This is a genomic window from Paenarthrobacter sp. R1, from assembly GCF_030264015.1.
In the GTDB taxonomy this organism is placed as follows: Bacteria; Actinomycetota; Actinomycetes; order Actinomycetales; family Micrococcaceae; genus Arthrobacter; species Arthrobacter ureafaciens.
Window position 1 is genome coordinate 1,945,500 of the sequence record NZ_CP127115.1, and the last position, 13,420, is coordinate 1,958,919.

General features: G+C 62.4%; 15 protein-coding genes. 7 read left to right on the forward strand and 8 right to left on the reverse strand.

What is annotated here, in order from left to right; all coding sequences use genetic code 11:
- Positions 1–71: 71 nt before the first annotated feature.
- The 5 genes from QN084_RS09445 to QN084_RS09465 form a co-directional block, all read right to left on the reverse strand.
- Positions 72–1,301 carry an Ig-like domain-containing protein gene (locus QN084_RS09445; RefSeq protein ID WP_069696244.1) on the reverse strand — a complete coding sequence of 410 codons (1,230 nt, stop codon included), beginning with the start codon at positions 1,299–1,301 and terminating at the stop codon, positions 72–74.
- Positions 1,302–1,330: 29 nt separating this feature from the next.
- Complete coding sequence (locus QN084_RS09450) at positions 1,331–1,849, reverse strand: hypothetical protein (protein ID WP_259362738.1); 519 nt, start codon at positions 1,847–1,849, stop codon at positions 1,331–1,333.
- A 1-nt stretch (position 1,850) separates the two neighbouring features.
- Entirely contained in the window at positions 1,851–2,699 is an 849-nt protein-coding gene (locus tag QN084_RS09455; protein ID WP_069696188.1) for a COG1470 family protein, read from the reverse strand.
- Positions 2,700–2,796: 97 nt separating this feature from the next.
- Positions 2,797–3,249 (reverse strand): hypothetical protein, encoded by a 453-nt coding sequence (locus QN084_RS09460; RefSeq protein ID WP_069696187.1) that lies wholly within the window; start codon positions 3,247–3,249, stop codon positions 2,797–2,799.
- A 618-nt stretch (positions 3,250–3,867) separates the two neighbouring features.
- Positions 3,868–4,905 (reverse strand): LacI family DNA-binding transcriptional regulator, encoded by a 1,038-nt coding sequence (locus tag QN084_RS09465; protein ID WP_069696186.1) that lies wholly within the window; start codon positions 4,903–4,905, stop codon positions 3,868–3,870.
- A 165-nt stretch (positions 4,906–5,070) separates the two neighbouring features.
- Here QN084_RS09465 and QN084_RS09470 point away from each other — a divergent pair, with 165 nt between their 5' ends.
- The 7 genes from QN084_RS09470 to QN084_RS09495 all read left to right on the forward strand — a co-directional run bounded on the left by QN084_RS09470 (position 5,071) and on the right by QN084_RS09495 (position 9,994).
- Positions 5,071–6,012 carry a dihydrodipicolinate synthase family protein gene (locus tag QN084_RS09470; RefSeq protein ID WP_069696185.1) on the forward strand — a complete coding sequence of 314 codons (942 nt, stop codon included), beginning with the start codon at positions 5,071–5,073 and terminating at the stop codon, positions 6,010–6,012.
- A gap of 139 nt (positions 6,013–6,151) precedes the next feature.
- The gene (locus tag QN084_RS09475; protein ID WP_206599702.1) at positions 6,152–7,447 is read left to right on the forward strand and encodes an Nramp family divalent metal transporter; all 1,296 of its coding nucleotides are present in this window, start codon (positions 6,152–6,154) and stop codon (positions 7,445–7,447) included.
- A gap of 181 nt (positions 7,448–7,628) precedes the next feature.
- Positions 7,629–8,450 carry a nuclease-related domain-containing protein gene (locus tag QN084_RS09480; protein ID WP_285751582.1) on the forward strand — a complete coding sequence of 274 codons (822 nt, stop codon included), beginning with the start codon at positions 7,629–7,631 and terminating at the stop codon, positions 8,448–8,450.
- A gap of 92 nt (positions 8,451–8,542) precedes the next feature.
- A complete protein-coding gene (locus QN084_RS24035) occupies positions 8,543–8,689 on the forward strand; it encodes a DUF6188 family protein (RefSeq protein WP_352231348.1) in 147 nt (48 codons plus the stop codon).
- 167 nt (positions 8,690–8,856) lie between these two features.
- Complete coding sequence (locus QN084_RS09485) at positions 8,857–9,075, forward strand: GNAT family N-acetyltransferase (RefSeq protein ID WP_069696881.1); 219 nt, start codon at positions 8,857–8,859, stop codon at positions 9,073–9,075.
- 143 nt (positions 9,076–9,218) lie between these two features.
- A complete protein-coding gene (locus QN084_RS09490; protein ID WP_069696184.1) occupies positions 9,219–9,692 on the forward strand; it encodes a SoxR reducing system RseC family protein in 474 nt (157 codons plus the stop codon).
- The gene (locus QN084_RS09495; RefSeq protein WP_069696183.1) at positions 9,692–9,994 is read left to right on the forward strand and encodes a transcriptional regulator; all 303 of its coding nucleotides are present in this window, start codon (positions 9,692–9,694) and stop codon (positions 9,992–9,994) included. The genes QN084_RS09490 and QN084_RS09495 overlap by 1 nt, the downstream gene beginning before the upstream one ends.
- Positions 9,995–10,044: 50 nt before the next feature.
- On the opposite strand, the gene QN084_RS09500 is transcribed toward QN084_RS09495, so the two are convergent.
- Genes QN084_RS09500 through QN084_RS09510 form a run of 3 tightly spaced genes read right to left on the reverse strand, consistent with a single transcriptional unit; the run spans position 10,045 to position 13,280 of the window.
- Positions 10,045–10,806 carry a methylenetetrahydrofolate reductase gene (locus QN084_RS09500; protein WP_062098536.1) on the reverse strand — a complete coding sequence of 254 codons (762 nt, stop codon included), beginning with the start codon at positions 10,804–10,806 and terminating at the stop codon, positions 10,045–10,047.
- 30 nt (positions 10,807–10,836) lie between these two features.
- Entirely contained in the window at positions 10,837–11,844 is a 1,008-nt protein-coding gene (gene lipA, locus QN084_RS09505) for a lipoyl synthase (protein WP_182264011.1), read from the reverse strand.
- A gap of 23 nt (positions 11,845–11,867) precedes the next feature.
- Positions 11,868–13,280: an L-serine ammonia-lyase gene (locus QN084_RS09510; protein ID WP_182264012.1), complete on the reverse strand. Its 1,413-nt coding sequence runs from the start codon at positions 13,278–13,280 to the stop codon at positions 11,868–11,870.
- Between the last annotated feature and the right edge of the window lie 140 nt (positions 13,281–13,420).

Below are 13,420 nucleotides of genomic sequence, written 5' to 3' on the forward strand. Positions count from 1 at the left end.
GCGTAAACTATTATCCATTTGCTGCTTCCGGCTAGGCGTGGGCGGGAGCCCGGGAGCTTGCAATTTGGCTGCTAGAAACGGGACGCAGTTCCGGTGACCGCAGCGGTGGAGAGCGGGTTGCCGTCAGTGTCGGTGATGTTGCCGGCCGGCGTAAAGCTTGCGAAGACCGCCGGATCTGACTGGACGGTGTTGCCACCGGAAACGCCGGAGCCCAAGGTGATGACTACCCGATTACCGCTCCAAGTCATGGACGAAAAGTTCGGTGTTGTTCCGTTTCCATTGCCGCTTCCCGAAAAGCTAAGAGCTGTTGAGGTGTACCCGGCACCGAGGTTAACGCTGCCCAGATTGAGGGCACATCCGGTGAGTGACACACTGAGGACGTTATTCGGACTGACGTTAACAGTGACCTGGTTGTTTCCGTTCACGGTGAATGACCCGGTGACCGGCCACGTGTTACAGACGGTTTTCCCATTGATGACGTCCGAGAACGTGATGGTTACCGTGTCTCCCTTTTCGATCTTGCCCGCAACGCCGCCTGCGACATTCGCCAGCTCAACGTTGGCAACGGTGGGCGGGGTCGACTTCTTCTTTGACGTCGCTGTGCCTGCGCCGCCAGTGTTCCCGGCGGCGTCCGTAGCCTTGGCCGAGAAAGTGATGGTGCCGTCCGTGAACCTGCTGACGTCCACTGGTGCAGCGGTCCAGCCTCCAGCGCTATTGGCAATGATGGTCTGTGAGAAGGATGAGGCACCGGCACCACTGACAGTGAGCGTCACGGTGGAATTGGCCTCAGCCGTGCCGCCGACCGGCACGTTCCCTACGTTGAGGGAGTTCACCAAGGCGGGCGCCGTCACTGTGGGCGCGGCCGGAGGCGTGGTGTCCGTGACGGGGGTCGTCCCCGCGCTCCTCGCACTCTCCTGCCCCTGCCACAGGGCAAGCATGGGCGTGACGGTGTAGTACCAAGTCCCTGCGGGAACATTGGCCTCCACGCATGCCAAGGACGTGACAGGCCCGGCGCACGCACCTGTGGCAGGCACACGGGTTCCGCCGCTCGCAACGCCGTAGCGCGCAATGCTGTAGCCGGTCACGGACCTGCCTGCCGCCGTCGTACTGGCCGCCCAGGTGACCGACACGTTGGTGCCGGTCACGCTGGTGGACGGCTTTGAGCCCTGCGCCAGCGCGTCGGATTTGGCCGCAGCGCCGTTGCTGCTGACCGAGCTCCAGAATGCGCTTGCCGCAGGGCCGCTCCAGGAAACCAGAAGAATGCCCAACGCCACCACGAGAAGGCGGTTCCAGCCGCCCATGCTGACACGGTGGGAACGACGATGCCGGTTCACTTCCGCACCTCCAGCGTGACGGGGATGGTGAATTGGGCGCCTTGGCAGGCGGAGGGTGATGCCGTACTCATGCTTGCAGCGCCGGGCAGGGTGAGAAGAACGGAAGTGTTCGCAGCGATTGCCGTGGACGTCATTTGGGCCGGCGTGAACGTTACGCCTGTTGGGGCGCAGCCCGGGTGTCCGGTGTCGGCGGTGATGGGTCCCCTGGCGGTCACGCTGTGGATAGCGACGCCGTGCGGGTTCGGGTTGGTGATGCGGAGGACGACGTCGGCCGATCCGCCCGGCACGAGGCTGCTTTGCAGGGTATCGCCCGGGACGAGTGCGTCCACCGTGACTGTCTGCATGGTGCCGTTGGTGGCCGATCCACTGCCCAAACCGGCAGCGGTCCAGTAGGCATAAGCCGAACCCACGCCGCCCAAGAGGCAGAGAGCCGTGGTGGCGGCTGCTGTTCGGGCGAGCCTGCCTGGACGGGCTGGCTTGCCCTGGCGAATCCGGTGCATACGGGAGATGTCCATGTCAGTTTCCCTGTCCCATCCCCGAGTACGTGAAGTGGAGGGTGGCGCCTTTGCAACCGTCCTGAAGCAGCTGGGTGTCCAGCATCCTGATGTGCGGCCACTTGCTTTGGGCTATGCCCAACCCGGAGAGGCTGCTCGAGCCGGCCGGGGCCGTGAACGGATACGTGCCGCTGAACTGGGTCAGCGCGTAATCCGCCGTGGTGCACGGCAAGTTCGCCGCCACAGCCTGCGGGGTACGAACCACCTGGCTGATCGCGACCGACACATTCGTCACAGCGATGCTCTTGCCGATGGGGTTGGAAATCTGCAGCTCTATTGGCTGGGAAGTCCCCGGCGCCAGCGGACCGTTCACTGTGCCGGTTACGCCGAAGTTCCGCTTGACCTCCTGAACGTTCAACTGCGCCGACGCCGTGGATTGCATACCTCCGCCGGTCCCGGTGATGGTGAAGTCGGTCTTGCCTGCCGGAGTACTGGGTGCGGTGGTTACGGTCAACGTCGCCTGGGCGGTGCTGCCGGACGTAAGGTTGACCGACGACGGCGACCACGCGGCTGTTGCTCCTGCCGGCAAGCCCACGACGCCGAACGTCACCGGACCAGCGAGTCCTCCTTTGGAGGTCGCGGACGCCGTGTAGGTAACTGCCAGCCCCTGGTCAGTGCTCCGGCTCGACGGCGACAGCGTCACCGCTATGCCCTTGGTTTCCTTGCCCGGGGTGCCTTGTCCGTTTGACTGTCCGTTGCTAGCCGCCAAGGCCGTGACAGGTACCAATGCCACCAGCACGGCGAGGATCACGGCACGGAGCGGCATTCCACCTCGGAGGAATGGGCTGCGGCGCTCTTGCGTGGGGTCCATGGAAGAAGCTCTTTTCGGACGGGCCGGGTGTTGCGGAACTGGGGGCAGGCAACTGGCCGGGGACCGCCGTCGTTGGTCAGTCCCCGGCCTGAGGCCGCTACTCGCTGGTGACGCTAACCGTCACTACTGCGCCTTTGCAGGCGTCCTGGTTCTCCGTTGCGCTGTCGTTGAAGGTCAGGGTGCCGGTGCCGACGGACGTGGTAGCACCCGCAGCTACAAGGGTGTTGGACGTTTCTGCGGTGGCCGTGAACCATCCGGGAAGGCAGCCAGCATTGTCAGTGGAAACAGTAGGAGTCAGCTCACCGACCTTAGTGCTCGAGGTCGTCGAGTTGGTCGCGGTGTAGGCGACGTCCACCTGGTTGCCCGGCGCGAGCCCACCGTCGAACGTGGCGTGGAGTGTCACGGTGCCCCCGCCGGCCGAGTTTGTGGCGGTGCCGTTGCCGGAGCCCGTCGTGGTCCAGTAGGCGTATGCCGCACCGCCGCCGACGGCGACCAGGGCAACACCTGCAACGGCAGCGGTGATACGGCTCTTCTTGGAAAGCTTGCGCATGATTTGGCTCCTTGGTTCATCTGCAGTCCGGGGAGCCGCGTCGCAACCCCCACCATCCGGTTCCTTTGCCCGGATGAAGCGATGTCCCCAATAGTTCAGGTTGCTTCCCATGCGGTGCCACACTCGGATGTACGCCTGTTTTTCGCCTGAACGATGGTTCAGGAATACGTTGGTTTGCGCGGCGAGTACTCGGTTTTTTGACTGACGACTACTTGGTTCGCGGGGTATTTTGGCCCTGCCGGACGCGTGGGCTTCTTGTTGATCATGGCCGGAATTCGTTGCCATCTTGGGAATTTTCGCGATTCATGGGACATGCGCGCGGGCAAAAGCCTGGGCGCCGGATGAGGGCGCGCTTTAGCGATGGCTATTTATCTGACCTGCGGCCTCGTTTCGGGCGACTGCTCACGCGACTGCGCCAACATTGTGCGAGCCTTGAGCCAAAACTGCGCTGGTGTTCGAGGAATGCGGGGCTGGGTGTGCCGTCTCAGCAGGGACTCCGCCAGGCCCAGCCCAGATGTCTCGCAATCTTTCTGTTCTCCGGGAGCCCAGTACCCCGCAAACATGGCACTCGCGTCTCGACCCGCGCTTGAAGGGAATGCGCATGGAAGTCTTGTGAGGTCAGGGTTGGGCGGCTCGGGCGTGGCGCACCGGCACCCCGCTGGATTGGCGGGGGATCAGGGTGGGTGTGGCTCGTCGGATTCGCGGTTCGGTGCCGGGGTTGACGATGAGTTCTATGGCGGTGGTGGCGATCTGGTCCAGCGGGACGCTCACGGAACTGAGGGGTGTGGGTAGGCGGGCGGACAGTGGCGTGTCGTTGTAGCCAACCAGAGCGAGATCAGTGGGGATGGCGATGCCGTTGTGCTGGGCGGCCGCCATGACACCCATCGCGATGTTGTCGTTCGCGGCAAAGACGGCCGTAGGCCGGTTTCCGTGTCCTGCGGCCAGGAGGGTTTGTCCTGCGGTGTAGCCGTTTTCGATGCCGTAACCGGCTGCGACCATCCACTGATCCCTTACTGCGATGCCGGCTTCTTCCAAAGCCCTCCGGGCGCCTGCCAGACGTGCCGTTCCGGTGGAAGTGAAGTCTGGGCCGGTGATCACGGCGATGTCCCGGTGACCTAAGTCAACAAGGTGCCGGACGGCGAGATAGCCGCCGACCTCGTCATCACCAACTGCGGACGGGCTTTCTCCGTCGGTACGAAGGACAAGCGCGTGCGCCACCTTGCGGTGACGCAGGAGCTTTGGCAGTTCGTCCCCGAGCCGGGCAGTGGCAAGAATCAGCCCGTCGACGTTCCGGTCCAGCAGTGTCTCGGCTGCGCGGCGCTCATCTTCAGGATCATCACCGCTGGTAGCCACCATGGCAAAGTAACCGCGCGCCGCTGCAGCACGTTCTACCGCTTCGAACATCAGCGCCATGACCGTGTCGCTAAGACGGGGTACCAGCACTCCGAGTGTTCGGGTCTCTCCCCGGCGAAGGTTGGAGGCAAACGAATTCCTGCGGTATCCGAGCTCCTCGGCGACCTTCCGCACGTGGGCGGCTGCGGCCGAGCGTGAGGTGATGCGCTCGTCCAAGGCACGGCTGGCCGTGGAGATACTCACCCCGCTGGCGGCGGCGACGTCTTTGAGCGTGACGGCGGCTCCGGGGGTGGCCTGCTCCATTGCGGTTCTCCTCTTCAGCAGCGGCGTTACAGACACTCTATTCCTCTTTTTGCAAACGTTCTCTTGACAGTGAGCTGCGACACGTGCAAACTTGAAAACGTTCCCGCAAACGTTTTCATTCTAGCGGGATACCGACCATCAAAGAAGACAAGAAGGTAGCTGCAAATGGCACTCGATCTCCGCGGACTCAGCCCCGCACCTGTCACCCCGTTCACCGAAGATGGCGCTGTCGACTTCGATGCGATCCAGCGTCTGGGTTCGTGGCTCGGGTCGATTGAGGGCGTGAAGAGCCTCGTCGTCCTAGGGCACGCGGGCGAAGGCACGTTCCTCACCGAGGAGGAACAGCTGGACGTCATCCGGGCATTCGTCGCGTCCACCGACGGCCGCGTACCGGTCGTAGCCGGCATCACCAAGGAGGGCAACAAGACCGCGGCCCTCGAGGCAAAGAAGGCCGTCGAGGCCGGTGCATCCGCTGGTCTGGTGTACCCCTCGCATGGGTGGCTGCGCTTCGGATACCAAAAGGGCGCACCCCAGTCCCGCTACAAGGAGATCTACGAAGAGTCCGGCCTGCCGCTGATCCTCTTCCAGTACCCCGACAACACCAAAGCAACCTACGACCTCGACACTCAGCTGGAAATCGCAGGCCAGGAAGGGGTCTTCGCCACAAAGAACGGTGTCCGGAACATGCGCCGCTGGTACACCGAGATTCCCGCGCTGCGTGCCGCATACCCCGAGCTGCAGATCCTGTCCTGCCACGATGAGTACCTGCTGCCGACCATGTTCGATGTCGACGGCCTGCTGGTTGGCTACGGCAACATCGCCCCCGAACTCCTCGTCGAACTGATCGAGGCCGGCAAAGCACAGGACTACCCGCGCGCCCACGCCATTCATGAGCGGCTGCTGCCGGTGACCCAGAACGTCTACCACCGCGGCTCTCACATGGAGGGTACCGTCGCCTTGAAGTGGGGCCTGGTGAACCGCGGCATCCTGGACCACGCCACCGTGCGCACCCCGCTGTTGCCCCTGCCCGAGGGCGCCGACATCGAAATCGCAGCCGCCTTCGCCGAAGCCAACATCGGCAAGGTCACCACCACCGCTGCCGTCTGACCCACCTTGCCCCACCGGGCAACGACAGGTCCTTATGGGCGGCGGGTCCCTCAGCCCGCCGCCCATACCCTCAGCTTTTACTCTCCACCCCGGGCCAACCACGCCCCCAGCAATGTCGCTGAATAAGGAGGACTCGCCGATGCGCGAGCAAAATAAGACCATCACCCGTTCAGTTCACACGGAAGAACAGATGGCAACCCAGCAAGGAAACCAGCCCGCTACCGCCCAGAAGCGCCGCACATTCCTGGGCTACCTGGCCCTGATGGGCCCGGCCTTCGTCGTCGGCGCCTGGCAGTTCGGCCCCGGCAACCTGACCACCGCTGTGCAGGCCGGCAGCCGCTTCGACTACAGCCTCGTCTGGGTCATCGCAGTATCCACTGTCCTGATGATTTTCTTCACCGACATGAGCGTCCGTCTCGGCATCGCCACACCAACTTCCTTGATCACCTCCATCAAAGACCACCTCGGCAAATGGGTCGGCGTGCTGGCAGGGTTCGGTGTCTTCGGGATCACCTTGATGTTCTCCGTCGGCAACGCCGTCGGCTCAGGCCTCGGCCTGTCCCTGGTTTTCGGAGGGTCCCCCGTACTCTGGACGATCGTCTGCACCGTTGCTGTAGGCATCGTCCTGGCCTTCAAGAACGTCTACGGCGTCGTTGAAAAAGCCCTCTTGGTCATCGTCGTCCTTATGGGGCTGGCCTTCATCGCCAGCACTGTCGTGGCACAACCGGACTGGTATCGCGCCTTGGAAGGTGCTGTTCCAACCCTCCCGGCAGGCAGTGAAATCCTGGTCGTCGCACTGGTCGGCACCAACTTCTCCATCAACGCCGCCTTCTACACCTCCTACGGCATCAAAGAACACAAGCGCACCCGAGCCGACTACCGCGACATCACCCTCGCCGACACCATCCCCGGTATCGTCGCACCCGGCATCATGACCGCACTGGTAATCATGGTCGCCGCCGCAGTCCTGGGCAGGACCGGCGGCGAAGCAGGCACAATCAACGCCCTCGCCTCCATCTTCACGCCCCTCGCAGGCCCCGTGGGATCCATGGTCTTCGCCCTCGGACTCTCCGGTGCCGCGTTCTCCTCCATGATCGCCAACGCCACCGCAGGCGGCACCATGGTCTCGGACGCGCTCGGCCGCGGCGCGAAAGCCGGGTCCCCCATGGCCCGGATCTTCACGGGCATGATCCTGGCCTTCGGCCTGATCATCACCCTGCTGTTCCAGTCCTCTCCCGTTGGCATGATCGTCATCGCCCAGTCCCTCACAGTCCTCATCGCACCGCTGCTGGGCGTCCTCATAGTCGTCATGGCCAACAAGTCCTCCGTCATGGGAGACCTGCGCAATAAATGGTGGCAGAACCTCTTCGCCGCAATCGGCATGATAGCCATCATCGCTTCCTCAATCCGCCTCATCACCACACTCATCGGCTAAAACGCCCTCATCAGCAAGTAGTGCCCCGCAACTCTGCTGGGGCACTACTTATTGCTACGCGCGGCGCCCTCAAGAAAGTTCCTTCCTCGGGTGAGGATTGAACCATGGCAAAGTGCATCCGCGGCTTGGCCGCCGCCCGCAAGCAGGATGGGTTCGTGCCCATGCTCCAAAGTGCGTCCTCATGAAGCAGATGAGGCTCCGGTACCCCGGAGCGTGCAGGGTATGCGGCGTCGCTCTTCCAGCCGGGACAGAAGCTATCTATGAGAGCCAGACGAAGTCGGTCTTCTGTTTTGGTTGTGCCACCGAGGCTACGGAGACCATGTCCCCAGCCCAGGAACCACCTCAGGATGGTTCAATTTCCGCTGAGTCCGGGGTAGCCGGATCGTCCGCACGGCGTGAATACGAACGCCGTAAGGCGAAGGATGAGGAAAAGCTCCGCGAGAAGTGGGGTCGCTTCGGTGGCCTCGCAGTCGCCCTCTCTGAGGAACGGCAGCCCACCAAGTCATGGGATCGCGGCGCGATCGGTGAAGAACGCCTCGGCGCTCGGCTAAATGCCCTAGCCGCCGATGGCCTGGCTGTCCTCCACGACCGGCGCATCCCTGGTTCGAAGGCCAACATCGACCACATCGCTATCACTCCTGCTGGAATCTGGGTGATTGACGCCAAGCGGTACAAGGGAAGGCCTGAGTTGAAAATCGGAGGTGGCATCCTTCGCCCCCGGGTAGAGAAGCTACTCATTGGTCGGCGAGATTGTACGAAACTCGTCGATGGGGTGATCAAACAGGTCGATATCGTACGGGACCATGTTGCGGATGTGCCGATCACCGGGGCGTTGTGCTTCATCGAAGCAGATTGGCCGCTGATCGGGGGCGCGTTCGCGACTCGTGGCGTTCATGTGCTCTGGCCGAAACGGTTAGCCAAAGTGCTTACCGAGCAGACAACCGGTGAGGTTGACGTAGTGAGGACGCACGAGTCGATAGCCTCGCGGTTCAAGTCTGCATGACGTGAGACTAGGATGTTCGAATCTCTAACGCAGGGGGTGGGGCTGTGGTACGTGTTCCGGCATCCGGGAGCAGAGGACGGCCTGAAGTCCTCATGCAGGACGGATGCCGACTGTGCGTGGTGCCGGAGCCCGAGTCGGCGTATGAATCATGGAACCTCAAGGGACCGGATGGACTACGGATCGTGTCCGTACCTGGAGGTGAGCTGGCCGTTTGGGACAGCCGCAAATGGATCCCCTAAAGGACGCTTGGAATGTCCGATGAGCCACCGGCTAACGGGCATATGAACACACTGGTATTCGAGTCATTGGATGCTGACGCCACAACCGACTGAACGATTGCAGTTCCGTGAGATGACCGAAGCCGACCTCGATAAGATGACCGCCTTGCTCGGAGATCGGGTACCACGTGCGCGCCGATCTTCTTGGCCAAGGGTTCGCGACGGAAGCAGCCACTGCTTGTCGCGAGTACGCCCGAGAACACATTGACGTCATCGAACTGATTGCTATCATCCATCCGGATAACCGGGCTTCTGAACGGGTAGCTGAGAAAATCGGAATGCACCGTGTCGCTGATGACCACGGCGGGAACATCCCCGTACGAACAGTCCTCAGCCTACAACTGTAAAGAAGTCCCAGGCTGTCCGGTTGAGGATCTCGCTCCGGGTGCTGAAGCGTCGGCAAAGCAAACAGCTCACGGGCACGACAGGCAACACGCTTTCCGCAATGGAAAGACTTGAGTTTCCGCAACGGAAAGTCTAGGTTGATGACATGACACATGACAACAGCGAGCGGCCCAATCCTCAGGAGGCACAGCAGGCGCTGGACTCGGTTACCGCTTCACAGCGTGCTCTAGCCCCTTTTGTCCGTTCCCCCGGCTGGTTGTATCCGGCTCAGGGCGTAGCGATGGCCCTGTTCATCATCGGGCTAGTGCTGTTCACCTCCCATGGCTGGGCAGCCGTCGCCTTGGGAATCTCCATCATCATTTTCTCCGTTCTACCTGTCCTGCAGTCCGCTCGATCCAGGGTGATAATCGACGTTTACACGCACAGCGGCAGCAGAGTCCTCGGCTTGCTCTATCTGGCAGGTTTCACGGGTCTCGTCGTCGGCGCCCTCGTGGTCCACGCCCTCAGCGGACGAGAGTGGGCTGCTTATACCGCCGGCCTACTGGCACTTGCCCTCACGCTCGTATGCGGGCCAGCGATGGACAAGAAACTCTCCGCTTCAATTGGAGCCTCTCACTGATGGAGGCCGACTTTGACGAGATCATTCACGTTCCCACCCGACTGCGCATCTGCGCACTCTTAGCCGGCGCAGGAGAAGTGGAATTCAGCGTAATCCGTGACGGTCTCACCCTCAGCGATTCGGTATTGAGTAAGCATCTGAAAGTCCTTGAACAGGCCGGCTACGTCGACCTGCGAAAAGGCACGGTCAACACCCGAACCCGCACCTGGGTACACATGACAAAGGCAGGTTCACAGGCCTTTAAAGGCCATATCCAAGAGCTGCGGCGGCTCGCGGCCAGCGCCGACCACCTACCAAGCTAGCTGCTGGACAGGCGCGCATCCCGGGCGCCGAGACGGGCTTCGGCCGTGCCCTACTGCGGCAGCGCCTCGAGCGAATTGAACGTGTACAACTGGATGCCTTCAACACCCGGCCGGGCAGCCAGCTCCTGAATCAGGGCGTCGGGTGCGTATCTTTCGCCCAGGATGAGCTTGCGGGCAAGAGGTCCCTTGCGGCTGAGGAACTTGAGCGAGGCGCCCACTCCAATCCTGCTTGCCAGGGAGATGAGCTTCGCTTTCGGAACTGCACCAGCAACTCCGGCGTGGACGGGAAGGGTCACGCCCTCCTTGCGGAGCAGGGCGACGTAATTGTGGATGGTCTCCGCCGAGAAACACATCTGGGTGACGATCTTGCCGGCAAACTCCTGTTTCTCCAGCAACGCATCCATCAGCTGCAGGCCATTGATGGTCGGGTGGCCTTCCGGGTAGCCCGCGACTCCCACCGACATCGACCCGCCGCTCAGTTCCGCAATGTCACGCACAAGTTCGACGCCGGTGGAGTAGGCGCCCGCTGCTCGCGGGGCGTCACCTCCGATCGCAAACATTTCCGTGATCCCTGCCGCCGCACAATCATCGAGGATCCCGGACAAGTGCTCCCGGCTTTCCACGCACTTGGCGGCGATATGCGGAACGGCCACGAAGCCCAGCTCGCTCAGCTTGATCGCCGTCCTCACGGTGGATTCGACTCCGTGGTGGGGCAGGCAAGTGATGCTGACCGTCGAACCGGCCGGCAGCGCACTGTTGACCACGTCAACGATGCCATCGGTAGGGATGATTTCAACGCGGGTGGCAAGCATGGTGAGTCCTTTGTGCTGGCTGATAATCAGTTAGCCGTGGGCGGCGAGGATGGTAGAGGCTTCCTGGCGGGTGGTGCCGGAGGATTCGATGTGGGCCAGGGCTTCGGGGATGGCCCATCCTTTCTTCCGCATCGCGGTGGCCCAGAGGCGCCCGGCGCGGTAGGAGGAGCGGACCAGGGGCCCGGACATGACGCCGAGGAAGCCGATCTCTTCGGCCTCGTGCTGGAGGTCCACGAATTCCTGGGGCTTGACCCACCGGTCCACGGGCAGGTGCCGCTCGGAGGGGCGCAGGTACTGGGTGATGGTGATCAGGTCACACCCGGCATCGTGGAGGTCCCGGAGGGCTTCGGAGATTTCCTCGCGGGTCTCGCCCATGCCCAGGATCAGGTTGGACTTGGTCACCATGCCCAGATCCCGGCCTTGGGTGATCACGTCCAGGGAACGCTCGTACCGGAACGCCGGACGGATCCGCTTGAAAATCCGGGGCACGGTCTCGACGTTGTGCGCGAACACCTCGGGCTTGGACTCACAGATCGCGGCGATGTGTTCGGGTTTGCCGGAGAAGTCCGGGATCAGCAGTTCCACCCCGGTGCCGGGGTTCAGTTCGTGGATCTTCCGGACCGTCTCGGCGTACAGCCACACGCCCTCGTCCTCGAGGTCATCACGGGCCACGCCGGTCACGGTCGCGTAGCGCAGCTGCATCGACTGCACACTCCTGGCCACCTTGGTGGGTTCGAAGCGGTCCAGCGGGGAGGGTTTGCCGGTATCGATCTGGCAGAAATCACAGCGCCGCGTGCATTCGGACCCGCCGATCAGGAACGTCGCTTCCTTATCTTCCCAGCACTCGAAAATGTTCGGGCACCCGGCCTCCTCACACACCGTGTGCAGGCCTTCCTTCTTCACCAGGTTCTTCAACCCAACAAACTCAGGGCCCATCTGGACCTTCGCCTTGATCCACTCAGGCTTACGCTCAACCGGGACCGCCGCGTTACGCTGCTCAACGCGCAGCAACTTACGGCCTTCAGGTGCCAGGGTCATGGAATTTCCTTTGTGATCGATTTTCAGCATTCGACGACGTTGACGGCGAGGCCGCCCATCGCGGTTTCTTTGTATTTGTGGGACATGTCCTTGCCCGTCTCACGCATGGTGACGATGACTTCATCAAGGGAGACCCGGTGCGTGCCATCACCCCACAACGCCATCTTCGCGGCGTTGATCGCCTTCGCCGCCGCGATCGCGTTCCGCTCAATACACGGGATCTGCACCAACCCCCCGATCGGATCACACGTCAACCCCAGATTATGCTCCATCGCGATCTCCGCAGCGTTCTCCACCTGAGCCGGGGAACCACCCATCACCTCAGCCAACCCCGCAGCAGCCATCGACGACGCCGAACCCACCTCACCCTGACACCCAACCTCCGCACCGGAAATCGAGGCCTGCTCCTTATACAACACACCCACCGCACCGGCAGCGAGCAAGAACCGCACCACCACATCATCCCGGTCCGCCTGCGTGGCCTGATCCATCCCCGGGGCATAATTCAACGCGTAATACAACACCGCAGGAATGATCCCGGCCGCACCATTGGTCGGAGCAGTGACCACCCGCCCACCGGAAGCGTTCTCCTCATTGACCGCCAACGCGATCAGGTTCACCCACTCCTGCCAATACTTCGGATCGTTCCGGTCCTTGTCCTCCTTCAACAACCGCTCCAGCCAATCAGGAGCACGACGGCGGACCCTCAGTCCCCCGGGCAGCACACCCTCACGCTTGAGCGACGTTTCAACACAGGCCTCCATCACCGACCAGATATGCAGCAAACCCTCCCGGATCTCCTCCTCGGACCGGGACGCCCGCTCATTGACCAGCATGATGTCGCTGATTCCCAGGCCCTTGGACGAGCACCGGCCCAGCAACTCCGCAGCGGTCCGGAACGGCAACGGCAACTCCGCCTTGGACTCCTCCAACTCAGCCCGCGCCGCGTCCTCCTCGCCCTCACGAACAATGAACCCGCCACCCACCGAGAAAAACGTCGCCTCCCTCAGCACGTTCCCCCCGGCATCGGTAACAGCGAACTTCATCCCGTTCGTATGCCGCGGCAACACCGTCAACGGATGCAACACCATATCCCCCACCGCATACGGCAACAGCACACCCTCACCCGAAGCCCCGGCCAGGTTCAGCATGCCCGTCTCCGCGATCGCAGCAAGACGCTCCTCCACCTCACCGGGCAGGATCAACTCCGGCTCAAACCCCTCCAAACCCAGCAACGTAGCCGTAAAAGTGCCATGACCCTTACCCGTCGCAGCCAAAGAACCATAAAGATCCACCCTCAACCCCGCCACCGAAGACAGCACACCGGATTCACGAAGCTCCCGCGCAAACACCGCCCCCGCCCGCATCGGACCCACCGTATGCGAACTCGACGGACCAATACCCACGGAGAACAAATCGAAAACACCAACAGCCATGGCTGGGACCTTTCGGGGTCGAAGAAAAAACAACGGGAAGCAAAACAAAAGGTGGGAGCTGGGCCAAGTCCGAGCCAAGGCCGGCCCAGCCCCCGTGGAGGTCCAGTACAAACCTCCAACCCGGTGTAAATGTGCAGCAT

Excerpts from the sequence above, each read along its gene's own strand:
- QN084_RS09480 (WP_285751582.1), top strand. The coding sequence starts at position 7,629 with ATGAAGCAGATGAGGCTCCGGTACCCCGGAGCGTGCAGGGTATGCGGC.
- QN084_RS09470 (WP_069696185.1), top strand. The coding sequence starts at position 5,071 with ATGGCACTCGATCTCCGCGGACTCAGCCCCGCACCTGTCACCCCGTTC.
- QN084_RS09500 (WP_062098536.1), bottom strand. The coding sequence starts at position 10,806 with ATGCTTGCCACCCGCGTTGAAATCATCCCTACCGATGGCATCGTTGAC.
- lipA (WP_182264011.1), bottom strand. The coding sequence starts at position 11,844 with ATGACCCTGGCACCTGAAGGCCGTAAGTTGCTGCGCGTTGAGCAGCGT.
- QN084_RS09475 (WP_206599702.1), top strand. The coding sequence starts at position 6,152 with ATGCGCGAGCAAAATAAGACCATCACCCGTTCAGTTCACACGGAAGAA.
- QN084_RS09450 (WP_259362738.1), bottom strand. The coding sequence starts at position 1,849 with ATGGACATCTCCCGTATGCACCGGATTCGCCAGGGCAAGCCAGCCCGT.
- QN084_RS09465 (WP_069696186.1), bottom strand. The coding sequence starts at position 4,905 with ATGGAGCAGGCCACCCCCGGAGCCGCCGTCACGCTCAAAGACGTCGCC.
- QN084_RS09490 (WP_069696184.1), top strand. The coding sequence starts at position 9,219 with ATGACACATGACAACAGCGAGCGGCCCAATCCTCAGGAGGCACAGCAG.
- QN084_RS09495 (WP_069696183.1), top strand. The coding sequence starts at position 9,692 with ATGGAGGCCGACTTTGACGAGATCATTCACGTTCCCACCCGACTGCGC.
- QN084_RS09455 (WP_069696188.1), bottom strand. The coding sequence starts at position 2,699 with ATGGACCCCACGCAAGAGCGCCGCAGCCCATTCCTCCGAGGTGGAATG.
- QN084_RS24035 (WP_352231348.1), top strand. The coding sequence starts at position 8,543 with ATGCAGGACGGATGCCGACTGTGCGTGGTGCCGGAGCCCGAGTCGGCG.
- QN084_RS09445 (WP_069696244.1), bottom strand. The coding sequence starts at position 1,301 with ATGGGCGGCTGGAACCGCCTTCTCGTGGTGGCGTTGGGCATTCTTCTG.
- QN084_RS09510 (WP_182264012.1), bottom strand. The coding sequence starts at position 13,280 with ATGGCTGTTGGTGTTTTCGATTTGTTCTCCGTGGGTATTGGTCCGTCG.
- QN084_RS09460 (WP_069696187.1), bottom strand. The coding sequence starts at position 3,249 with ATGCGCAAGCTTTCCAAGAAGAGCCGTATCACCGCTGCCGTTGCAGGT.